Origin of the sequence: Cupriavidus sp. IK-TO18 (assembly GCF_015549295.1) — a bacterium.
Taxonomy (GTDB): domain Bacteria; phylum Pseudomonadota; class Gammaproteobacteria; order Burkholderiales; family Burkholderiaceae; genus Cupriavidus; species Cupriavidus oxalaticus_A.
In genome coordinates, this window is sequence record NZ_JADGMP010000046.1 from 34,557 (window position 1) to 56,481 (window position 21,925).

A 21,925-nucleotide genomic window follows, 5' to 3' on the forward strand; every position below is an offset into this window, starting at 1 on the left:
TGGCGGGTTTCAGGCGCGGGACGGCCTCAGCCGCATTCGCCCACGTAGCCGCAATTGGCGCATTTCGCACAGCCGTCGACCTTGTGCAGGGCGTGCGCGCCACACTCCGGGCAAGGCTTGCCGGTGCCCACGCCGGGAGTGGCCACGCCGGCGCCGGCCTGGACCGCGATCCCGGCCTCCGCGGCCGCCGCCCCGCCCGCCTCGCGCTGCGCCAGGCGGGCTGCCAGCGCCGCCACCGGCACCTGCCCGCCTTCCGCATCAAGGAAGCCGCGCTTGATCAGGATGCGCTGCAGCGCATAGCCGAGCGCCGCCACCTCCGAGTCATGGAAACGCGGCACCTCGGTGCCGTCCTGCCGCACCAGCGAGCCATAGCGCACGGTGCCCTTGTCCCACACCACGTTGCGCATGTCGGCCAGCGCCTTGGCGACCGAGCCGCCCGAGCGCGCCACCATCGACAGCAGCCGCATGGTCGAGGTGATCCACTGCTGGCCCTCGCTGCGCTGCCCCGCCGGCATGAAGAACTCCACCGGCCGCTCGATGGCCACGGGCCTGCCGTCGGCGACGCCCGCCACGCGCATGAAATTGACGGTCAGGTAGACGGTCTTGTGGCCTTCGTAGGTCAGGTATTCGACCTTGGAGGTCACGCCCTCCAGGTCGCCGACCGGCCGGCTGTTGAACGGGCGCACCAGCGGGTTGTCGTCGGCCACCGCAGCAGGCGCTGCCGCCGGGGCGTCGACCGACAGCACCGCGCCAAGCACCGGATTGGGGCGATAGGTCGCCAGCCCCTTCAGCCCCGCCTGCCAGGCCTCCAGGTACAGGTGGCGGAAGGCCTCGTACGGATAGTCCTCCGGCACGTTGACGGTCTTGCTGATGCTGGTGTCGATATACGGCTGCACCGCTTCCAGCATGCGCATATGGTCCAGCGCCGACATCTGCAGCGCCGTGACAAAGCTGTCCGGCAGCTGCGCCATGTCGGCGCCCATGTGACGGTAGAGGCGCCAGGCGTGGTCCGCCACCTCGAACGAGCGGTAGCTGTTGTCCGGCATCCGCTTGCGGCGGTTGTAGGTCCAGGAGAAGGCCGGCTCGATGCCGTTGGAGGCATTGTCGGCAAAGGCAAGCGTGATCGTGCCGGTCGGCGCGATCGACAGCAGGTGCGAATTGCGCAGGCCGTTGCGCGCAATGGCATCGCGCACGGCCTGCGGCAGCCGGCTGGCGAAGCCGCTCTGCAGGTAGGCGTCGACATCCAGCAGCGGGAAGGCGCCCTTCAGCGCCGCCAGTTCGGTCGAGGCCAGGTAGGCCTCGTCGCGCATGCGCTCGGCAATGCGCGCCGCCAGTTGCCGCGCCGGCTCGGTGTCGTAGCGCAGGCCCAGCATCACCAGCGCGCTGCCCAGCCCCAGGAAACCCAGGCCGACGCGGCGCTTGGCGTGGGCCTCGGCCTGCTGCTCGGGCAACGGCCAGAAGGTCACGTCGAGCACGTTGTCGAGCATGCGCGTGGCCACGCGCACCACTTCGGCAAAGGCATCGAAGTCGAATTCAGCCTGCGGCGAGAACGGCTGGCGCACGAAACGCGTCAGGTTGATAGAACCCAGGCAGCAGCAGCCATACGGCGGCAGCGGCTGCTCGGCGCAGGGATTGGTGGCCTCGATGCGCTCGCAGTAATAGAGATTGTTGTCGGCATTGATGCGCGACAGGAACAGGATGCCAGGCTCGGCGTGGTCGTAGGTGGCCTGCATCACCTGATCCCACAGCTGCCGTGCCGGCAGGCGGCGGTACACCCACTGGTCGTCGTCGCGGCGATAGGCGCCGGCGGCGATCATGTCGGCGCCGGGCTCGGCTTCATGGATCAGCTCGACCTCGCCGTCGGCCTGCACCGCGCGCATGAATTCGTCGGTGACGCCGATCGAGATATTGAAGTTGGTGAGGTCGCCCTTGTCCTTGGCGTGGATGAAGCTCTCGATATCGGGATGGTCGCAGCGCAGCACGCCCATCTGCGCGCCGCGGCGCGCGCCGGCGGATTCCACCGTCGCGCACGAGGCATCGAATACCTTCATGAACGACACCGGCCCCGACGCGCGCGAATGCGTCGCACGCACCAGCGCGCCCGCCGGCCGGATCGCCGAGAAGTCATAGCCGACGCCGCCGCCGCGGCGCATGGTTTCGGCCGCCTGCGCCACCGCGGTGTAGATGCTGGGCCGGCCGTCGCGCGCTTCCGACACCGAGTCGCCCACCGGTTGCACGAAGCAGTTGATCAGCGTGGCCTGGATACCGGTGCCGGCGGCGGAATTGATGCGCCCGGCGGGCACGAAGCCGTTTTCCTGCGCCCACAGGAAGCGCGCGCTCCAGGCCTCGCGCTGGTCCTCCGGCTCGGCCTGGGCCAGCGCCAGCGCCACACGCTGCCTGACGTCGGCAATGCTGCCTTCTTCGCCTTTGGCGTATTTTTCGATCAGGACTTCGGTGGAGATTTCCTGCGGCGCCATGGCACCGTGAATGATCTGGTCGTTTGCGTTCATGTCTGGGCTCACCACGCTCCGAGGTTGGGTGAATCGGTGGATCCGGGACGCGCATCGCCGGCGCGCCGCGCCGCTGCAATGCGGCGGCCTGTCATGGTCGGGCCAGCGCGGCCTGCACTGCCTGCGCCAGATCAAGCCGGCGCCTTGCCGCTTGCAATGACCCATGGCGGACAAGGCAATTCGACGCGATGCCTCGGACTAGGTTACAATGCCGCTCGGACGGGCCTCCTCGCATGGTGGCGCGGTCAACCTGGTCAGGTCGGGAACGAAGCAGCCACAGCCGTTTTCCACCAGTGCCGAGGGTCAGGCTCGTCCACCTCCCCGCTATCCCTCCTGCTTCACCCTTCCACCGCTTCACCCCACGCTTACGCGAACAGCTTTCCGCATCGTTTCCGCATCGACATGCGCACGCCGCCTGCAGCGCCGTCCCTGTCACTTTAGTACAGCATGCCATCTGGCGCGCGCCGGACCCGGCGCACCCACGGCCCATTCTGCGCCGATTTGCGGAAGCTGTCCGGCGCGATCGCCACTCAGAATAGCGAACCCTGCTGCGTCAGCATCGGCGGCGCCAGCCGCTCGGCGGGAATCCACTGGCCGTCGGCAGTGGCCACGCCGGCCTCGATGCGCTTGCCCGGGAACAGCGGCGCGACCGCCGCCACGTAGCGCCCCAGCTGCGCGCGATAGGCGGCGTGCTCCTGCGGCAGCAGCCTCAGCTTGTAGTCGACGATGACGACGCGGTCGTCGAACTCGACCAGCCGGTCGATGCGCAGCAGCCGGCCGCGCGCGTCATACAGCTCGACTTCATTGCGCGCGCTGCCGGCCTCGTCCGACGACAGCAGTGGCGCCAGCGCCGGCGCGCCCAGCATCGCGCGCACCGCCGCGAGCGCTTCATCTACCTGCTCGCGCCACGCTTGCCGTGCCTCGACGGTATGCGCGCCGGTGAGCGGGAACCAGCGCAGCACCGTGTCGATGTCCGGAATGCCGGCAAAGGCTTCCGGATAGCGCGTCAGCCGCTCCAGCAGGGCGTGCACCAGTTCGCCGTGGCGGGCTGCCGCGGCGTTGAAGACGATGCCGTCGTCTGCCGACGGACCCTCCTCGGCCCGCGCGTCGTCCTCGAACGATGGCAGCGCCCCGGCGTCGCGGTAGCGCAGGCGGAAGTCGGTGAAGCGCACCGGCTCGCTCAGGCGTGCCAGTACTGGCGCCTCGCTGTCGCCCGCTTGTTCCGGTTGCCCTGGGTACGCGGGCAACATCTCGCCCACGCCCGCGCCCTGCAGCCGCACGTACCAGCTGCCGGCGATTTCCGCGTTGTTCTCGCCGGCGGCGGCGCGACTGGCGCGGCCCTTCACGCCGCTGACCAGCAGGCCCTGCTGCGCCCGCGTCATGGCGACGTAGAGCAGGTTCCAATTCTCCCGCTCGCCCAGCGCAGCCTCGGCCTCGAACATCGGCGCGCGCGCCAGTCCGCGTTCGCTGCGCTTGCCATACGCCGAGAAATGCCGCGGCACCGGCGACGACGGCGGCCAGTCGACCAGGATCCCGCCCTTGTCCGCGGCGGGATCGCTGTGGTTGGCATCGAGAAGCACCACGAACGGCGCCTCCAGGCCCTTGGCCGCATGCACGGTCAGGATGTGAACTGCGTCGAGGCCGGCAAAGGCGGCATCGTCCTCCGCCGGTTCGACGTCTTCGGCGTTGTCGCCCATGCCGCCTTCGTCGGGGCTCTCGCCCTCGTCGCCACGGCGGATCTCCTGCAGCTCGTCGATGAACTTGGGCAGGCTCGGGTAACGGCCGCCGTCCAGATCCAGCGACAGCTTCAGGAAGGCATCAAGATTGGCCAGCACCTGCTCGCGGATATCCGGCGGCGCGGCTTCGGCATAACGGCGCCGGACTTCGCCGCCGTGGAAGATCTGGTCGATCAGGTCGTGCACCGGCTGGTGCGGCGCGACGCGCAGCCACTGGCGCAGCCGCGGCACGCCTTCGCGCAATGCGTCCGAGACGTGCCCGGGCAGGCCGCTGGCTTCGATGCGCGCCCACCAGCCGCCCTCGCCTTCCAGCTGCGCCAGGGCCAGCAGGTCATCGTCGGTCGCGCCGACCAGCGGGCTCTTGAGCACATGGGCGAGATCGAGATCGGACTCCGGTGTCATCAGGAAGGCCAGCAAGGCCGACAGGTCCAGCGCTTCCAGCGTGGCCAGCAGGCCGCCGCGGCGCGGGCTCAGGCATGGGATGCCTCCCTCGCGCAGCGCGCGCTCGTAGTCGGCGAGATGGGTCTTGCGGCGCACCAGCAGGTGCATGTCGCTCCAGCGGGCGGGGCGCGTGGCGCCGTTCTCGTGGACCGGCACGGTGTCGCGCACATGGCGCAGCCACGCGGCCACACGCCGGCCTTCCTCCAGGCGCAGCGAATCGCCGGCCTGCCGGCGCGGCTGCAGCAGCGTGTCGCGGTGCATGGCGCCGTCGCCGGCCTGCGCTTCCGTCTCGCTCGCTTCGCTGTCGCCCGCCTTGCCTTCGGCTTTCTCTTCGGCCTCTACCAGCGGCAGCAGCCACACCGGACCGCCGCCTTCGGCCAGCGCCGAGGTCTGCGTCTCGTACAGCGGGTAGCGCCCTTCCGCGCGCGCCGCGTCGAACACGGCATTGACCCACTCCAGCACCTCGGCGCGATTGCGCCGGGTGCGGTTGGTGCGCAGCACCGTCGCCCCGAACGCGTCGCGCAGCATCTCGCCGGCAGCGCCGAACAGGCGCGCGTCGGCGCGGCGGAAGCGGTAGATCGACTGCTTGGGATCGCCCACAAGGAACACCGTCGGGCGCTCGCCCAGGCCTGCGTAGCCAGCCAGCCAGCCCTGCAGGATGCGCCACTGCAGCGGGTTGGTGTCCTGGAATTCGTCGAGCAGCAGGTGGCGGTAGCGCGCATCGAGCCGCACCTGCAGGTAGGTCGCGGTCTCTTCGTCGGACATCAGCTGCGCGGCCTGCCATTCCAGGTCGGCGAAGTCCATCGCGCGCTGTTCCTGCTTGTGCTGCTGGTAGCGCGTCAGCAACGCGTCGCCGATGCAGAACAGCGCCTGGTTGATGGCGAGCACCGCGGCCTCGCAGCAGCGGGCGCTGATCTCGTCGAGCATCGCGCAGATGGACGCGTGCTGGTCGAGCAGCGTATCGACCATGCCCTCGCCTCCCGCGGCCTTGACGAGGGCGTTGGTCCGGCGCAGCGAGCGCGGCTCGCCCGTGGTGGTGAAGAACGCCGCGCGCAATTGTGCGAACACGCGTTCGGCGGCCTTGCCCGGCGCCGCGCCGGCTTCGCGCCAGGCAGTAATGGCCATCAGCGCGTCGGTGATGCGCGTGGCATGGGTCTGCTCGGTCTTGCCGCCGCCGCCCAGGCGCAGTGCCAGCGTCTCGCAGGCATCGCGCCAGCCTTCGTCGGCCAGCGCCTGCAGCAGCACGTCGCCCTGGGCGTCTTCACCAAGGCAGTCGGACAGCGCCTGCAGCGGGCTGCCGCCCTCCTGCATCGCCCACCATTCGCTGCGGGCGTGGAACATGGCGTCGAGCAGCGCGCGCGCCTGGAAGTCCCCCACGGTGTCGACCAGCGTTTCCCATGCGGCGCGCAGGTCTTCGTATTGCGGCGTGGCCAGCGCGCGCCAGACCGGCGCCCACGCTTCACGCTTCATGCGCAACGCATCTTCGCGCAGCGACGCGCCGGGCACGATGCCCGACGCCAGCGGCGCGCCGCGCAGCAGCGTGCCGAACCAGCCGTGGAAGGTATCGATGGCCATGCGCCCGGGCGCGGCCAGCACCTGCGCGTGCAAGCGGCGCGCGCGCGGCAGCGCCTCACGGGCGGCCTCCGGGCTCAGGCCGCGCTGCACCAGCGCGGCGATGACGTCGTCGTCGGGATCGCGCGACAGTTGCGCCAGCACTTCCAGCAGGCGGTCGCGCATTTCTTCGGCGGCCTTGCGCGTGAAGGTGATCGCGAGGATCTCGTGCGGCGCGGCGCCGGCCAGCAGCAGGCGCACCAGGCGCGCCACCAGCAGCCAGGTCTTGCCGCTGCCGGCGCAGGCCTCGACCACGACGGAGCGCGCAGGATCGCAGGCCGCGCGGGTGAACTCGGCCTCCGACACGGGATGGCCATCGCGCTGGTAAGGCTGGACCTGGGTATTGAGCGGATCGTGGACCATCATGTTTTCAGCACCGGCACGGCGGTGGATTCCCAGAAGCCCTTGCGGCACAGGCCGCGGGCGGTGCAATACACGCAGGCCGAGGCATCGCCAAATGCTGGAAGCTTAGCCCCCTGCCGCATTCGCATCACGTCATGGCGCATCTGCCGTTCGAGCCAGGTGACGGCGGCCTGGAAGTCGGGCAGCCCGACCTCGCGTTGCGCTGCCGCCGAGGTGTCGCGCGCGCTTTCCTTCGCGCCTTCAAGCGACACCCAGCTGCCGTCCACCGCATCGGCGCGCAACAGCCCGTAGAACGGCAGCTGGCAGTCTTCCTCGACCTCGGCCAGCTTGCGCTTGAGCCGCGTGGCACTCTGCGTCTTGTAGTCGAGCACCGCATGCGCGCCGTCCGGCCCCTGGTCGAGCCGGTCGATGCGTCCGGTCAGCCGCAAGGGCTGGCCGTCGGGCATGGGCAGGTCGATGCCGGCATCGAGCTCGCCGCCGCGCCAGAACCAGCCCTCGGCCTCGCGCGCCGACTGCCAGGCGACATACGACGGCAGCACCTCGCACCAGCGCCGGTAATAGGCAATGGCATTGCCGTCCTCGGCCATCAGCGCGCCGAACACATCGTCCGAAATCTCGCGCAGCCGCGCCAGGCGCTGGTCTTGCGGCAGCGTTTCGCCGCGCTCGCGGCGCGCGTGCAGGTCCTTGTGGTAGCGCAGCAGCACGCGGTGCAGGTGCTCGCCGATCTCGCGCTTTTCCAGTTCGTCGCTGACGGTCTCGAGCCCGGCGAGGCCGAGCATGCGGCCGGCGAAGAACTGGTATGGGCAGCGGCGCAGCATGTTGTAGGCCTGCGCGCTCCAGCGCTGCGGCACCAGCTCCGGCAACGCGGACGGCGCGGGCATGCCTTGCGGTTCGGCGAAGGTTTCATGGGCCTGCGGCACGGCGTTGCCGTCGATGACGACGCCGCTGCGTGCGCAGCATGCCGCCAGCCGCTCGATCCAGCCCGACACGTGATGCGGTTCGCCGCGGCCGCCGAAGCGCTGCCAGGTCATCACCACGTCGGCGTTGTTCAGCAGCACCTCCGCCAGGTCGCGCGCCTGCTGGGCGAAGCGCGCCTCGCGGTCTTCGAGGTCCAGCTCGCGGCGCATCTGGTTGGAGAAGAACATCAGCTCGGCCGCGCTCGACGGCAATTGCGCATCGTCGCAACCTACGATCACCACGCCCTCGAAACGGCGCATGCGCGCGCCGTTCAGCGGCAGGATGGTGATGCGCGCCGGGCCGCTTGCCGAAGGCTCCTTGTATGCGACCGATTCGAGCAGCGCCGACAACATGGCGCGGAACTCGCCCTGCGACAGCGTGGCGTGGCCGCCGGTTTCATCGTGCGGCAGCTCCTGCAGCCGGGCCAGTGCGTCGAGCAGCTGGCTGCCGGCATCGTCGGCGGCCAGCGCGGCGCGCATGCCAAGGCCGTCGAGCATGCCGTCGAGCCGCTCCAGCCACGTTGCCAGCGGATGCTGCGCAAGGCCGCGCGGCCAGCGTGCCGCCTCGTCGGCCAACACGGCGACCAATGCACGTGCGGCGCGACGCGGCGCCTGGGCTGCCTCGTCCGCCTGTTCGTCCGCCTGTTCGTCCTCGTAGCTGCCAGGCTCGGGCGCGCTGGTCGGTACGCTGCCGAACAATTGCCGAAGGCGCGGCCAGCCGCCGGTGATGCCCTCGCGCCGCACCTGGCGCTCCAGCAGCGCGATGGCCGCGCCGCGCTCGGCGAAATCGGGCAGGCAGAACGGGCTTTTCAACAGGTCGAGCAGCGCCGCGGTATCGCCGTCGCGCACCAGCAGGTCGAACCAGCGCATCAGCGCGGCGGCCGCGCGTGTGGTCGACAGCTTCCAGCCGGTCTCGTCGCGCACCGGTGCGCCGGCACGCGCCAGCAGCGCCCGCGCGCGCCGCGCCACCACGCGGTCATGGGCCACCAGCGCAACCTGGCGGCGGCCTTCGTTGAGCCATTGCACCAGCTGCGCCGCTGCGGCCGCGGCTTCGTCCTCGAAGCGCGCGCTGCCGATCACGCGGATGGCCGGGCGTTGTTCGGGCAGTGCCGGCATGGCGGGCGGCGCAGTGACGTCTCCATCTTCGGCAATCCGTGCTTCGGGCCACAGCGACAGCAGCGTCTGGTACCAGTCGGCGGCGTCCGCATCGGAGTCCACATCTCCCTGCCCCGCCCAGTCGTACCCGACCTGCAGTACCGGCACCAGTTCGGCGGCATCGCGCAGGAACGCGGCTTCGAGCGGCGTAGGGGGCGTCGGCGCGATCCACACCACCGGGCCGCGCAGCTGCTGCGACAGTTCGCGCAGCGCGCGGCGCCGCGCCGGCAGCGGATCGTCGGGCCCCGACAGCGCCTGCCAGAACGCCAGCACGATGCGCGCCTCTTCGCCGAGGAAGCGTTCGGACAGGTGCGAGTAGGTGCGTTCCAGCGCGCCCTGCAGCAACGCGGCGCGGTCGTCGCCGTCAATGTCGTCGTCATCGCGGATGGCGGCGTCCTCGAGCCAGCGCGCATTCAGCTCGTCGCAAATCGCAAGCAGCGTTTGCGACAGGCCCCACGCCGCGGTCTCGTTCTGCGCGCCGAAGGCGCGGCGCAGCCATTCTTGCCCGCGCACGGCCTGTTGCACCGCCAACAGCCGCGCCGCATGGCTGCGTAACGGCGTGCCGTCGGGCGGCAGGTCCAGCAGCCAGTGGCCCAGCGTCAGCACGCGCGGCAACAGGCGCGGCCGTCCGGCCGCACGCGCGGCGGCATCGAGCGCCTCGCGCACGCCAGGAATCTGCGCGGCGGTCGGCACCACTACGTGTGCGCCGGCTTCGGGCGCGCCGCAGCGGTCCAGGAAAAACCAGGCAGCAGTGGCCGCCTGCTCGAGGAAATCAGGGCCAGGGCGAAAACTCAGCGACGTCATGGGCTCTTGAGCCGCAGCGCGGCGTGGCTGCGGTAACTGCATCGGTCGGGGAAGAAGTCAGGCGTCAGGGCGTCAGGGGGCAAAGAGAATACCGCACGCCGCCGGCCAGCACGGCCGGCGGCGATTCATGGAAGGGCCCCGGTGGGCGGAGCGGCTTGCGCGCGGGCGGGCCGCTCAGTGCGTGCCGCCCTCCAGCCTGGCGCGGATCTCGCGCGCGGTCTCGAGCAGGCCCTCGTAGCCGGAGCGCGCATGCTCGGGCAGGTCCGGGTCGCCCACCAGGGTACCCAGCGTCTCGATGATGCTGTAGACCAGGCCCTTGGCGGCGCCGCTGGCAATGCTGTTGGTCTCGACCGCGCTGCTGATATGGTCCAGCGCATCGCTCAGGTGGTCCACGTCCGGCGCCTGGCCGGACTCGGGCTGGGTAGGCTTGCGGGGATCGGTGTTCATATCGATGACCTTGTCGATGGCCGCCTTGTCGATGGCCTTCTGGGGAGAGCAGGGTTCGTGAGGATCGGCCGGCCGGCGCGCGGCCCGCTTTCTATTCTACGCGCACGCAACGCGGATCCGGCACTGCGCCGCGCCCCCATGTGCACGCCATGGCACCCACCCCGATTGGCTGAATCTCTTGGCGCCATTGAAAATAAGCATTTCTACTAATCACCCGATTGCAGCAGAATCATTACCGTTGCCGGCGGGTTTTCAGCCCCACACCGGTGCCGGTCTTGAAAATCGGCAAACTGGTAACATATCGGCAGCAACGGGCGCGGCTACGGCCGCCAGAGCCAGCCGGCAGGCGGCAATGGCGTCCCCGGCGGGTCCGCGCAATCTCGTGTAAGGTTACGGTTCTGCCCTACCCAGTTTCCCGGCCTTCAACATAAACAGAGCGAAACCAGAGGTTTTCCGCCATGAGCGAACAAATCAAGTATGTGAGCGACGCCTCCTTCGACGCCGACGTCCTCCAGTCCGACAAGCCCGTCCTGCTCGATTTCTGGGCCGAATGGTGCGGCCCCTGCAAGATGATCGCCCCGATCCTGGACGAAGTCGCCAAGGACTATGGCGACAAGCTGCAGGTCGCCAAGATCAATGTCGATGAAAACCAGCAGGTCCCGGCCAAGTTCGGCATCCGCGGCATCCCGACGCTGATCCTGTTCAAGAACGGCGCGGTCGCGGCCCAGAAGGTCGGCGCGCTGTCCAAGTCGCAACTGACTGCCTTCCTCGACGGCAACCTGTAAGCTGCGCACCGGAGCCAGACCAGCCGCTCCGGTTTTGTCACGATCCGACGTGCGTGCGCCACACCCTGGCGCACCGGTCGGATTGTGCTAAGATGCCACCAACAACTCCCCGAGCGTTCGCTCATTTTTCCCCCTTCTCTTTCAGTCTCGCCCGTCCGGGCAAATCTGTACCCCTCGTCTATGCACCTGACAGAACTCAAATCGCTTCACGTGTCTGCGCTTCTCGAAATGGCGGCAACGCTCGAGATCGACAACGCACAGCGGATGCGCAAACAGGAACTGATGTTTGCGATCCTGAAGAAGCGCGCCAAGATGGGCGAAACCATCTTCGGAGACGGCACGCTGGAAGTTCTGCCGGACGGCTTCGGCTTCCTGCGCTCGCCGGAGACTTCGTACCTGGCCAGCACGGACGATATCTACATCAGCCCGTCGCAGATCCGCCGCTTCAACCTGCATACCGGCGACTCGATCGAAGGTGAAGTGCGCACGCCCAAGGACGGCGAGCGCTACTTTGCGCTGGTGAAGGTGGACAAGGTCAACGGGCAGCCTCCCGAAGCGGTCAAGAACCGCATCATGTTCGAGAACCTGACGCCGCTGCATCCGAATCGGCCGCTCACGCTCGAACGCGACATCAAGGCGGAAGAGAACATCACCGGCCGCATCATCGACATGATCGCGCCGATCGGCCGCGGCCAGCGCGCGCTGCTGGTGGCCTCGCCCAAGTCCGGCAAGACCGTGATGCTGCAGCACATTGCACACGCGATCGCCAACAATCATCCGGAAGCCGACCTGTTCGTGCTGCTGATCGATGAGCGTCCGGAAGAAGTGACCGAGATGCAGCGTTCGGTGCGCGGCGAAGTGGTAGCGTCCACCTTCGACGAACCGGCCATCCGCCACGTGCAGGTTGCCGAAATGGTGATCGAGAAGGCCAAGCGCCTGGTCGAGCTGAAGCGCGACGTGGTGATCCTGCTGGACTCGATCACCCGCCTGGCGCGTGCCTACAACACGGTGGTGCCGGCCTCGGGCAAGGTGCTGACCGGCGGTGTCGACGCCAACGCGCTGCAGCGTCCGAAGCGCTTCTTCGGCGCCGCGCGCAACCTGGAAGAAGGCGGTTCGCTGACCATCATCGCCACCGCGCTGATCGAAACCGGCAGCCGCATGGACGACGTGATCTATGAAGAGTTCAAGGGCACCGGCAACATGGAAGTGCACCTGGAACGCCGCCTGGCCGAAAAGCGGGTCTACCCGTCGATCAACCTGAACAAGTCCGGCACGCGCCGCGAAGAACTGCTGATCAAGCCGGAAATCCTGCAGAAGATCTGGGTGCTGCGCAAGTTCATCTCCGACATGGACGAAGTGCAGGCCATGGAATTCATCATGGACAAGATGAAGGCCACGAAGAACAACGCGGAGTTTTTCGATATGATGCGCAGAGGCGGCTAAGCCTCGGTGCGGCGTACCGCTTACGGACGCGCCGCAAGATGAACAAGAAGGCGTGCCACGGCACGCCTTTTTTGTTGCCCGATGGGTTTCCTATGCTCGGCAAACTGACTGCATTCCTGCGCACCCGCTCCAGGGCCCGCAAGCTGGAGCACTACGCGATCCCCGACGACCTGTGGGAACGCACCGTCGCCGCGCTGCCGTTCGTGCAACGCTATGGAAGCGAAGATCTGGCCGCGCTGCGCGAGCTGGCCACGCTATTCATTGCGGAGAAGGAATACTCCACCGCGCACGAGCTGCCGCTGGACGACGACATGGTCGTCAGCGTCGCCGTGCAAGCGTGCGTGCCGATACTGAAGCTGGGGCTGGCGTGGTACCGCGGCTGGCATGGCATCGTGCTGTATCCCGGTGAATTCATCATCCGCCGGACCGTGCAGGACGAGATCGGCCTGGTGCACGGCGTGGTGGAGGAAGCCAGCGGCGAAGCCTGGGAGCATGGCCCCGTGATCCTGTCCTGGCCGGACGTGCATACGCCGGGCGCCGGCATCGACAGCGAACACGAGCTGCCGGCAGACACCTACAACGTGGTCATCCATGAATTTGCCCACAAGCTGGACATGCTCGACGGCGAGCCGGACGGCGTGCCGCCCTTCTCGCGCGTGCTGCATCCGGATATCGATGCGGAAGCGTGGGCGGACACTTTCCTCACCGAATACGACCGCTTTGCCGAGGCATGGGAGGCACGCAAGGAATCGGATTGGGAGCATCCCGAACGGCTGCCGCCGGCGCTGCGCGTCATCGACCCGTACGGTGGCGAGGCACCCAGCGAATTCTTTGCAGTGACCTCCGAGGCATTTTTTGTTGAGCCGGGCGGGCTGGCTCGCCATTGGCCGGTTGTCTACCAGTCGCTCGCCTCTTTTTACCGCCAGCACCCCGCTGCGATGTGAGTAAAAAGGCATATCAAGCCTTGCAGGCAGACGGCGCGCGATATACCTGTTCCCCTTCCCCAAGTTATTGTTTTTCTGCCATAATCCCGGTTTGCCCGTTACCGGCAAGTGGTTCGTTCGTCGACGCGTCGTGTTTTCAGCGGTGAATTCAGCAGTAAAGCGCGGATCGCAACGGACTGGCTACCCAACCAGAAAGGACTCATCATGAAAGAAGGCATTCACCCGAATTACCGCGAAGTCGTGTTCCAGGACATGTCCAGCGACTTCAGCTTCATCACCCGCTCGACCATCCAGACCAAGGACACGATCGTGAAGGACGGCAAGGAATACCCGCTGGCCAAGATCGAAGTCTCGTCGGAATCGCACCCGTTCTACACCGGCACCCAGAAGATCATGGACACGGCCGGCCGCGTCGAGAAGTTCCGCCAGAAGTTCGGCAGCAAGCTGGGCAAGGTCGCGAAGTAATCGCTTTCGGCGAACCCCGCTTCGCGCGGCCTGCGGACAGATGCTCCAGGCCGGCGCGAACCAGCAAAGAGGCAGCATCGGCTGCCTCTTTTCTTTTGTGCCCGCCGTTTGCGTGCCACCGGCCGAGCGGCGCCGGCACTGTTGTATCCACCGGAATCCCTCACCCGCGTGAGGCTTCTACGGCATGTCACGGCCCTCGCGGCCGCCGCATGCGCGATACTGTGGCCTTCGCGCCATTGCGCCACGGCCCGACCTGAGCATCGATGCGTCAAGCCAATACCTCACCCGTCCAGTTGACCGCTGCCGCGACCGGCGCCCTGCCGCGCGCCCTGCTGCTGGCGATCTGCATCATCTACGGCCTGGTCGGCCTGTTCGGCCGCGATCCGTGGAAGAACGAGGACGCCGCCGGCTTCGGCGTGATGTGGCAATTGGCCACCGGCGGCCTGCATGACTGGCTGATGCCGAACATCGTCGGCCGGCCGTTTACGGAGGACGGCCCGCTGGTGTTCTGGATCGGCGCGCTGATGATCCGCGGCTTCGGCGGCTGGCTGGGACCCACCGACGCCGCGCGCCTTGCCACCGCCCTGTTCTTCTTCTCGACCTGCGCCTGCATCTGGTACAGCACTTACCTGCTGGGCCGGCGCGACGAGGTCCAGCCGTTCGCCTATGCGTTCGGCGGCCAGCCCAATGCGCGCGACTATGGCCGCACGCTGGCCGATGGCGCACTGCTGATCTTCCTGGCCTGCGTCGGCCTGGCCATGCGCGGGCACGAGACCACGCCGCAGGTCGGCCAGGTGGCCTTTATCGCGCTGGCGCTGTACGCGCTGGTGCGCAGCCTCGACAAGCCGCTGATGGGCAGCCTGGTCTATGGCGCCGCGCTTGGCGGCCTGGCGCTGGCCAGCGGCCCCATCCTGCCGCTGGCGCTGCTGTTCGGCACCGTCGTCTGCGCGCTGGTGTGCAAGCCCTTGCCGTGGCAGCGGCTCGCCGCCATCGGCATTCCGCTGGCGTTGCTGATCGTCGCGGCCTGGCTGGCTTCGACTTATTTCGGCGCGACGGACCGCACCGAGGCTGTCACCTTTATCCGCGAATGGGCACGCTACGACCGGCGCAACTATGGTTCGCCGAACATGCAGACGTTCGGCTTCAACATGCGCAACCTGTTCCTGTACACGTGGCCGGTCTGGCCGATCGCGGCATGGGCATGGGTTGCCTGGGCCGGAATGCGCCGCGCCGCCCATGTGGCCATGCCGCTGGCGGTGCTGCTGCCTGTCGTGGTGCTGCTGTTTCTGCAACGCAGCGGCGGCGACGTGCAGTTCATCCTGCTGCTGCCGCCGATGGCGGTGCTGGCAGCCTTCGCACTGCCCACGCTGGCGCGCGGCGTGATCAACGCGATCGACTGGTTCGCGCTGCTGTTCTTCACCATCTTCGGCGGCACGGTCTGGTTCATGTGGATCGCAAAGACCACCGGCTGGCCGCCGCGCGTAGCGCGCAATGTGTTCCGCCAGCTGCCCGGCTACCAGCATGAGTTCACGATCACCGCGGTGCTGATCGCGCTGGCGGCCACCATTGCCTGGGTGCTGATCGTGCGCTGGCGCCTGTCGCGCGCGCCCAAGCAGATCTGGCGCCCGGTGGTGATCTCGGCCGCCGGCACCACGCTGATGTGGGTGATGGCGATGACGCTGTGGCTGCCGTCGATCAACTACGGCAAGACCTATCGTGACGTGGCCCAGGCCGCCGCGATGGCGCTGCCGCCCGCATACCGGTGCGTGCAGCCGATCCGCATGGGCGACGCGCAGCTCGCGTCGTTCGCCTACTTCGGCCATATCCGCTTTGGCGGCCCAAGCGACGGTTGCGACGTGCTGCTGCGCCACGATGCGGTGGACTATGGCGAGCCCGGCAATATCTCGCATTTCGAATGGCGGCTGATCTGGGAAGGCCGCCGCCCCGCGGACCGCGACGAGCGCTTCCGCATGTACCGGCTGGTCGATACCGCGCGCGCGGTGCACCCGCGCCCCGACCTGCCGCGCCGCCGCCTGCCGCGGCAGCCCTGACCCCACCGGCACGAGCCTCCGCAGCGCACCGCAGCGCCATCGATCCATTCCGGCCGCAGGCGGCTGCGGGCATCGTGCCCGGTCAACGCCCCTGACATTGCCCCTGAGGCCTGAATGACCCTGCTCCAAGACCTTCGCCGCATCTTCAGCCTGGCGGCCCCGGTACTGGCCGGGCAGCTGGCAGTGATCGCCTTTGGTGTCATCGACACCGTGATGGCCGGCCGCGCCTCCGCCACCGACCTCGCCGCCGTCGGCCTGGGCGGTTCGATCTACGTTACCGTCTATATCAGCCTGATGGGCGTGCTGCAGGCGCTGGCGCCCGTCGCCGGCCAGCTCTATGGCGCCGGCCGCCTTGAGGCGATTGGTGCGGAGGTGCGCCAGGCCGCGTGGCTCGGCGCCGCGCTGGCGCTCCCCGGCGTGCTGCTGCTGGCCTTCCCGGCGCCGCTGCTGGCCTTTGCCAAGGCGCCGCCCGAACTGGTCGACAAGGCCACCGCCTACCTGCATTTCGCCGCGTTCGGGCTGCCCGCGGCGCTCGGCTTCCGCATCTATTCGGCGCTCAACAATGCGATGTCGCGCCCGATCATGGTCACGGTGCTGCAGGTCGGCGGCCTGGCGCTGAAGATTCCGCTCAATGCCTGGTTTATCCACGGCGGCCTGGGCGTGACCGCCATGGGCGGGCCCGGCTGCGGGCTGGCCTCGACGCTGATCAGCTGGGCATGGTGCATCGCCGCGCTGCTGATCCTGCGCTATGGCGCCGCCTACCAGCCGCTGCGGATCTTTGCGACATGGAGCTGGCCGGCAACCGCGCCGTTGCGCGCGCTGCTGCGCCTGGGCGTGCCGATGGGGCTGACCTACCTGATCGAGATCACCTCGTTCACCCTGATGTCGATCTTTATCACGCGCCTGGGCACGGTCACGCTGGCGGGGCACCAGATCATCGCCAACCTGGGCGCCGTTGCCTACATGCTGCCGCTGTCGCTGGGCATCGCCACCTCGACACTGGTCGCTCAGCATATCGGCGCACGCGATCTCGCCGGCGCAAGCCGCATTGCCTGGCGCGGCATCCGCGCAGCCGTGGCACTGGCCATGCTGACCGGCGCGCTGCTGTGGCTGCTGCGCGAACCGATCCTGCACGCCTATGCGAGCGACCCCGCCGTGGTGGCGGCCGCGCTGCCGCTGGTGCTGTTCGTGGCCTTCTACCAGGCGTTCGATGCCGTGCAGGTGCTGACGGCGTTTATCCTGCGCGCCTACAAGATCGCGGTGATTCCGACGCTGATCTATGCGGGATCGCTGTGGGGCATCGGGCTGGGTGGCGGCTATGTGCTCGGGTTCGGACTGATTGAAGGCCTGCCGGCGTTCACGCACGGGGCCAGCGGGTTCTGGCTGGCCAACAGCATAAGCCTCGCCATTGCCGGCGGATTGCTGGTGCGGTATTTCGCGCGGGTAAGCAGCGCCGACGTGAAGCACTGAGCCCGGCGCTAAGCGCCTGCGCTTGCCGCAGGCGCGCCACTCTACCGATGTGGGGGTGAAAATCCTGGAGCTGAAAAGAAAAACGCCCGCTTGCGCGGGCGTTTAATTTGGCGGAGTGGACGGGACTCGAACCCGCGACCCCCGGCGTGACAGGCCGGTATTCTAACCGACTGAACTACCACTCCTTAGTCGGCTGCCACCTCGAGCAAAGCTCTTGGCGACGCGCTGGACGTTTGATTACGCCCTGCTATTTTGGCGTCCCCTAGGGGATTCGAACCCCTGTACTCACCGTGAAAGGGTGATGTCCTAGGCCTCTAGACGAAGGGGACAGGAACTTGTTTTACAACGCGTTTTTTCTGTCTTGCGCTGGAAAGTCCGCCATTCTAACAGACTTTTTCGCGCCTGGGAAGCATCTTTTTTGACGCCTCCCGAATCCTTGGTGGAGGATGACGGGATCGAACCGACGACCCCCTGCTTGCAAAGCAGGTGCTCTCCCAGCTGAGCTAATCCCCCCTCGGATAACTGCCTGATACTGCTTTCGCGGCTTTCACAAACTGCTGTATTTGCAGCGAAGTCAGAATTATATATCGATTTCCGCAACGATTGCAACATTTTTTACTGTTGCCGCGGCGATTATCAACATAATCCCTCACACTAAAAGAAAAACCCGCATGGCGATTAACCATGCGGGTTTAGTTTTGGCGGAGTGGACGGGACTCGAACCCGCGACCCCCGGCGTGACAGGCCGGTATTCTAACCGACTGAACTACCACTCCTTAGTCGGCTGCCACCTCGAGCAAAGCTCTTGGCGACGCGCTGGACGTTTGATTACGCCCTGCTATTTTGGCGTCCCCTAGGGGATTCGAACCCCTGTACTCACCGTGAAAGGGTGATGTCCTAGGCCTCTAGACGAAGGGGACAGAAACTTGTCTTTCAACACGTTCCGTCTGGCGCCACCCGATACTGACTGGATGCCACCTAAATCTTGGTGGAGCTAAGCGGGATCGAACCGCTGACCTCTTGCATGCCATGCAAGCGCTCTCCCAGCTGAGCTATAGCCCCATGGTACTGCCATTTACTGCAACTTGCGTTATTTTCGCTTGATTTAACTACCGTTTCAAGCGAAGCCAAGATTATATATCAACTACTAATCTTTGCAAGCTCCCTATTTAACTTTTTTCGCTTTTCTCCTTGCTTTCTAAAAAGCATGGAGACCGCGTAGACCCTTGCGGATCCGTCAGCCCGCTTGGTCAGGGACCGCGCCGCAGGGAGAACGAGATTATGCGCAACTCCGGCCCGGAGCGCAAGCCCCAGGCGCGGATTTTTGCGAGATTTTTTACGCGGCGATACCGGCGCCCAGACGGCGCAGCACCGTGTCGCGGCCGAACAGTTCGAGCACCGCGTCAATGCTCGGCGTTTGCAGCTGGCCCGCCACCAGCAGGCGCACCGGCATGGCCAGCTTGGGCATCTTCAGGCCGAACTCGGCCAGCACTACCTTGAAGGTCGCGCTGATGGCCTCGCGCTTCCACTCAGGCAGCGCGCCCAGCTGGCTGGACAGCGCGGCCAGCGCGGGCTGGATCTCCGGCGTCAGGTGCTCGGCCTTGAGCGCGGCATCCGCCTGCGGCTCGCCGCGATAGAACAGCAGCGCGGCCTGTGCGACTTCCTTCAGCGTGTTGGCGCGGTCCTTCACCAGGGCCACCACGCCGACCAGGTCGGCGCCTTCCACCTTGCCGCCGAGCGCTTCAATGAACGGCTGCGTGAGCCCTGCCAGGCGCTGGTTGTCGCCGACCTTGATGTAGTGGTTGTTCAGCCAGGCCAGTTTTTCCGGGTTGTACTGCGCCGGCGATTTGCCCAGGTGCTCCAGATCGAACCATTCGATGAACTGCTCGCGCGAGAAGATCTCGGCGTCGCCGTGGGCCCAGCCCAGGCGGGCCAGGTAGTTCAGCACGGCTTCGGGCAGATAGCCTTCGTCGCGGTAGCCGGTCACGGCCATGGCGCCGTGGCGCTTGCTCATCTTCTCGCCCTGCTCGTTCAGCACGGTCGGCAGGTGCGCGTAGACCGGCGCGGTGCCGCCGAGCGCGCGGATGATGTTGATCTGGCGCGGGGTATTGTTGACGTGGTCGTCGCCGCGGATCACGTGCGTGATCTTCATGTCGAGGTCGTCCACCACCACGCAGAAGTTGTACGTGGGCGTGCCGTCCGGGCGCGCGATCACCAGGTCATCGAGCTCGTCGTTGGAGATCTCTATGCGGCCCTTGACCGCGTCGTCCCACACCACGCTGCCGCCGATCGGGTTCCTGAAGCGGATCACCGGATCCACGCCGGCCGGCGGCTCGGGCAGGACCTTGCCCTCTTCCGGACGCCAGAAGCCGTTGTAGCGCGGCTTCTCGCCGCGCTCGCGCTGCGCTTCGCGCAGTGCGTCGAGTTCCGCGGTGCTCATGTAGCAGCGGTAGGCCAGGCCGGCGTCGACCATCTGCGCCACGACCTCACGGTAGCGGTCCATGCGCTGCATCTGGTAGAACGGGCCTTCGTCGATGTCCATGTCCAGCCAGGCCATGCTTTCCAGGATCACGTCGACCGCTTCCTGCGACGAACGCTCGACGTCGGTGTCTTCGATACGCAGGATGAAGTCGCCCTTCATGCGGCGGGCGAAGGCCCAGGGATAGAGCGCGGAGCGGATATTGCCGAGGTGGATAAAGCCGGTCGGGCTCGGCGCAAAGCGGGTGCGGACGCGTTGGGTCATGGTCAGGGGCAGAAACAAGAAAGCCCGCGCGCAGCGGCGCGCGGGCTGGTGTGTGCAGGCTTTGCATTATACAAGCACGTTCCTGCCGCCCTCCGCATGGCGCCGGGCGTGCGCGGAATCGTGCGCGGAATCATTTATGCTTGCGCCGGTCTGAGATCGTGCCGGTCGACAGGCATGCCGGCGCAAGACGCATAAAGCAGCGTTGACATCACATGCCACAGCAGTCCCGGCCACCCCCGATTTACTGATCCCGCTTCATGCAACGACGTCATTTCCTCGGCCTCTCCGCGGCCGCCCTGCTGGCGGGCTGCGCCTTCGGCCCGCGCACTGCGCCGCCGGTAGCGACCACGCCCGCCGTCCCACCCACTCCGCGTCCGGTCAAGATCGGCCTGGCGCTTGGCGGCGGCGCCGCGCGCGGCTTTGCCCATATCGGCGTGATCAAGGCGCTCGAGGCACAGGGGATCCATGCCGACCTGGTGACCGGCACCAGCGCCGGCGCGGTCGTGGCCGCGCTGTATGCGAGCGGCCTGGACGGCTTCAGGCTGAACAAGCTGGCGCTGACCATGGACGAGGCGTCGATCGCCGACTGGGCCCTGCCCTTCGGCACCCGCTTCGGCGGCTGGCTCAAGGGCGAGGCGCTGCAGAACTACGTCAACCGACAGGTGCTGAACCGGCCGATCGAGGCAATGAAGCTGCCGCTGGGCATCGTCGCCACCGACCTGAAGACCGGTGAAAAGATCCTGTTCCGCCGCGGCAATACCGGACAGGCCGTGCGTGCGTCGAGCAGCGTGCCGGGCGTATTCCAGCCGGTGTCGATCCAGGGACATGACTACGTCGACGGCGGCCTGGTCGAGCCGGTGCCGGTCGACTCGGCGCGCGCCATGGGCGCCGACTTCGTCATCGCGGTGAATATCTCCGCCGACCCGTCGGCACAGAAGAACGCCGGCCAGAGCGGCGTACTGCTGCAGACCACCGCGATCATGGGCCAGTCGATCAACAAGATGGCGCTGTCGCGCGCCGACGTGGTGATCCGCCCCGAACTGCCCGACATGAGCGGCAGCGACTTCAACGCCCGCAACCGCGCGGTGCTGGCGGGCGAACAGGCGACCGCCGCGGTGATGGCCACGCTGCGGCACAAGCTGGAGCAGGCGCGGCTACAGCCGGCCGGCACGTTGGCGGCGCAATAGCGACGCATAGCGGCGCCCGACGCGGAAAACAAAAAGGACTGCCGCGGCAGTCCTTTTCCTTTGTGGCGTTGCGTTGAAGCTCAGCCGCCGTACATGGTGGCCCGTACGGCCTTGGGATCGTAGCGCTTGAGCGTCTCGACCATGTCGCCGAGGCTTTCGCTGCGGCTGTTGCCATCGTCCTCGATACGGCGCGCGCCGTTGTAGCGCGTCACCCAGTACGCGGCGCGCATGTCGTCGACACGGATCTTGCTGCCCGTCGAGGGGGCGTGCACGAACTTGTTGTCGCCGATATAGATGCCGACGTGCGAGAAGGTCTGGCGCATGGTGTTGAAGAACACCAGGTCGCCCGGACGCAGGTCGCTGGTCGCCACGTTGGTGCCGACACGGCTGATTTCGACAGAGCGGCGCGGCAGCATGAAGCCGAAGGTGTCATGGAACACGTAGCGGACAAAGCCGCTGCAGTCGAGGCCGGATTCGGGGCTGTTGCCGCCGAAGCGGTAACGCACGCCGATCAGGCCCAGCGCGTTCATGACCAGGTCGCCAGCCTTGCTGGCAACGTTGCTGGTGGAATTCACCATCGACGACAGCAAGCCACGCTTGCCTTCCGCATGCGAGTCCGCGGCCGGGGCCGTGGCATCGATACGGGCGTCGGCGTCCTTGAACACCGTGTCCGCCAGCACTCCATTCGACACAGTCGCACCGCAGGCAATGGCAATTCCGACGGCGGCGCGCGCCAGGGAATGAAGCACCGATCGCTGCATTGGTTCTCCCGTTGAACGTTTCCAAAGCAAGCCCCGGCACAAAGTCCGGGGCT

General features: G+C 67.1%; 13 protein-coding genes, 6 tRNA genes and 1 other RNA gene. 8 read left to right on the forward strand and 12 right to left on the reverse strand.

Translation table 11 applies throughout. The features are described from left to right. Positions 1-26 precede the first annotated feature (26 nt). Positions 27-2,510: an adenosylcobalamin-dependent ribonucleoside-diphosphate reductase gene (locus tag IPF36_RS31440; RefSeq protein ID WP_195431964.1), complete on the reverse strand. Its 2,484-nt coding sequence runs from the start codon at positions 2,508-2,510 to the stop codon at positions 27-29. A gap of 218 nt (positions 2,511-2,728) precedes the next feature. Between IPF36_RS31440 and ffs the strand changes: the two genes are divergently transcribed. Next, positions 2,729-2,827: signal recognition particle sRNA small type (gene ffs, locus IPF36_RS31445), an RNA gene on the forward strand. Positions 2,828-3,040: 213 nt separating this feature from the next. On the opposite strand, the gene IPF36_RS31450 is transcribed toward ffs, so the two are convergent. The 3 genes from IPF36_RS31450 to IPF36_RS31460 form a co-directional block, all read right to left on the reverse strand. Then, the gene (locus tag IPF36_RS31450; RefSeq protein WP_255519957.1) at positions 3,041-6,664 is read right to left on the reverse strand and encodes an exodeoxyribonuclease V subunit beta; all 3,624 of its coding nucleotides are present in this window, start codon (positions 6,662-6,664) and stop codon (positions 3,041-3,043) included. Further along, positions 6,661-9,576, reverse strand: a complete 2,916-nt coding sequence (locus IPF36_RS31455; protein WP_195431965.1) for a PD-(D/E)XK nuclease family protein — start codon at positions 9,574-9,576, stop codon at positions 6,661-6,663. Before IPF36_RS31455 ends, IPF36_RS31450 begins: the two co-directional genes overlap by 4 nt. 174 nt (positions 9,577-9,750) lie before the next feature. After that, positions 9,751-10,023, reverse strand: coding sequence for a hypothetical protein (locus IPF36_RS31460; RefSeq protein ID WP_116322035.1), 273 nt, complete (start codon positions 10,021-10,023; stop codon positions 9,751-9,753). A gap of 458 nt (positions 10,024-10,481) precedes the next feature. Here IPF36_RS31460 and trxA point away from each other — a divergent pair, with 458 nt between their 5' ends. The 6 genes from trxA to IPF36_RS31490 all read left to right on the forward strand — a co-directional run bounded on the left by trxA (position 10,482) and on the right by IPF36_RS31490 (position 17,181). Continuing rightward, on the forward strand, positions 10,482-10,808 hold the full coding sequence (gene trxA / locus IPF36_RS31465; RefSeq protein ID WP_029046118.1) for a thioredoxin TrxA: 327 nt from the start codon (positions 10,482-10,484) through the stop codon (positions 10,806-10,808). Between the two features lie 180 nt (positions 10,809-10,988). Beyond that, entirely contained in the window at positions 10,989-12,251 is a 1,263-nt protein-coding gene (rho, locus tag IPF36_RS31470; RefSeq protein ID WP_042886485.1) for a transcription termination factor Rho, read from the forward strand. Positions 12,252-12,343: 92 nt separating this feature from the next. Beyond that, a complete protein-coding gene (locus tag IPF36_RS31475) occupies positions 12,344-13,195 on the forward strand; it encodes a M90 family metallopeptidase (RefSeq protein ID WP_195431966.1) in 852 nt (283 codons plus the stop codon). A gap of 204 nt (positions 13,196-13,399) precedes the next feature. Beyond that, positions 13,400-13,660 (forward strand): type B 50S ribosomal protein L31, encoded by a 261-nt coding sequence (locus IPF36_RS31480; protein ID WP_133096124.1) that lies wholly within the window; start codon positions 13,400-13,402, stop codon positions 13,658-13,660. Positions 13,661-13,923: 263 nt separating this feature from the next. Continuing rightward, the gene (locus tag IPF36_RS31485) at positions 13,924-15,711 is read left to right on the forward strand and encodes a glycosyltransferase family 39 protein (RefSeq protein ID WP_133096123.1); all 1,788 of its coding nucleotides are present in this window, start codon (positions 13,924-13,926) and stop codon (positions 15,709-15,711) included. Positions 15,712-15,825: 114 nt separating this feature from the next. Further along, positions 15,826-17,181: an MATE family efflux transporter gene (locus tag IPF36_RS31490; protein WP_195431967.1), complete on the forward strand. Its 1,356-nt coding sequence runs from the start codon at positions 15,826-15,828 to the stop codon at positions 17,179-17,181. A gap of 108 nt (positions 17,182-17,289) precedes the next feature. Here IPF36_RS31490 and IPF36_RS31495 read toward each other — a convergent pair. The 7 genes from IPF36_RS31495 to gltX all read right to left on the reverse strand — a co-directional run bounded on the left by IPF36_RS31495 (position 17,290) and on the right by gltX (position 19,924). After that, positions 17,290-17,366: transfer RNA gene (locus IPF36_RS31495), tRNA-Asp, on the reverse strand. Positions 17,367-17,434: 68 nt separating this feature from the next. Next, a tRNA-Glu gene (locus IPF36_RS31500) sits at positions 17,435-17,510 on the reverse strand. 108 nt (positions 17,511-17,618) lie between these two features. After that, positions 17,619-17,694, reverse strand: a tRNA-Ala gene (locus IPF36_RS31505). A 186-nt stretch (positions 17,695-17,880) separates the two neighbouring features. Then, positions 17,881-17,957: transfer RNA gene (locus IPF36_RS31510), tRNA-Asp, on the reverse strand. A gap of 68 nt (positions 17,958-18,025) precedes the next feature. Then, a tRNA-Glu gene (locus IPF36_RS31515) sits at positions 18,026-18,101 on the reverse strand. Positions 18,102-18,167: 66 nt separating this feature from the next. Next, positions 18,168-18,243, reverse strand: a tRNA-Ala gene (locus tag IPF36_RS31520). Between the two features lie 274 nt (positions 18,244-18,517). Then, the gene (gltX, locus tag IPF36_RS31525) at positions 18,518-19,924 is read right to left on the reverse strand and encodes a glutamate--tRNA ligase (protein WP_133096121.1); all 1,407 of its coding nucleotides are present in this window, start codon (positions 19,922-19,924) and stop codon (positions 18,518-18,520) included. A gap of 257 nt (positions 19,925-20,181) precedes the next feature. Between gltX and IPF36_RS31530 the strand changes: the two genes are divergently transcribed. After that, a complete protein-coding gene (locus IPF36_RS31530) occupies positions 20,182-21,111 on the forward strand; it encodes a patatin-like phospholipase family protein (RefSeq protein ID WP_195431968.1) in 930 nt (309 codons plus the stop codon). An 80-nt stretch (positions 21,112-21,191) separates the two neighbouring features. Here the strand turns inward: IPF36_RS31530 and IPF36_RS31535 are convergent, their stop codons facing one another. Continuing rightward, positions 21,192-21,872: a C40 family peptidase gene (locus tag IPF36_RS31535; protein WP_135705522.1), complete on the reverse strand. Its 681-nt coding sequence runs from the start codon at positions 21,870-21,872 to the stop codon at positions 21,192-21,194. Between the last annotated feature and the right edge of the window lie 53 nt (positions 21,873-21,925).

What these genes read in the sequence shown, in the direction of transcription:
- IPF36_RS31440 (WP_195431964.1), bottom strand. Translation starts at nt 2,510, where the DNA reads ATGAACGCAAACGACCAGATCATTCACGGTGCCATGGCGCCGCAGGAA.
- IPF36_RS31450 (WP_255519957.1), bottom strand. Translation starts at nt 6,664, where the DNA reads ATGATGGTCCACGATCCGCTCAATACCCAGGTCCAGCCTTACCAGCGC.
- IPF36_RS31455 (WP_195431965.1), bottom strand. Translation starts at nt 9,576, where the DNA reads ATGACGTCGCTGAGTTTTCGCCCTGGCCCTGATTTCCTCGAGCAGGCG.
- IPF36_RS31460 (WP_116322035.1), bottom strand. Translation starts at nt 10,023, where the DNA reads ATGAACACCGATCCCCGCAAGCCTACCCAGCCCGAGTCCGGCCAGGCG.
- trxA (WP_029046118.1), top strand. Translation starts at nt 10,482, where the DNA reads ATGAGCGAACAAATCAAGTATGTGAGCGACGCCTCCTTCGACGCCGAC.
- rho (WP_042886485.1), top strand. Translation starts at nt 10,989, where the DNA reads ATGCACCTGACAGAACTCAAATCGCTTCACGTGTCTGCGCTTCTCGAA.
- IPF36_RS31475 (WP_195431966.1), top strand. Translation starts at nt 12,344, where the DNA reads ATGCTCGGCAAACTGACTGCATTCCTGCGCACCCGCTCCAGGGCCCGC.
- IPF36_RS31480 (WP_133096124.1), top strand. Translation starts at nt 13,400, where the DNA reads ATGAAAGAAGGCATTCACCCGAATTACCGCGAAGTCGTGTTCCAGGAC.
- IPF36_RS31485 (WP_133096123.1), top strand. Translation starts at nt 13,924, where the DNA reads ATGCGTCAAGCCAATACCTCACCCGTCCAGTTGACCGCTGCCGCGACC.
- IPF36_RS31490 (WP_195431967.1), top strand. Translation starts at nt 15,826, where the DNA reads ATGACCCTGCTCCAAGACCTTCGCCGCATCTTCAGCCTGGCGGCCCCG.
- gltX (WP_133096121.1), bottom strand. Translation starts at nt 19,924, where the DNA reads ATGACCCAACGCGTCCGCACCCGCTTTGCGCCGAGCCCGACCGGCTTT.
- IPF36_RS31530 (WP_195431968.1), top strand. Translation starts at nt 20,182, where the DNA reads ATGCAACGACGTCATTTCCTCGGCCTCTCCGCGGCCGCCCTGCTGGCG.
- IPF36_RS31535 (WP_135705522.1), bottom strand. Translation starts at nt 21,872, where the DNA reads ATGCAGCGATCGGTGCTTCATTCCCTGGCGCGCGCCGCCGTCGGAATT.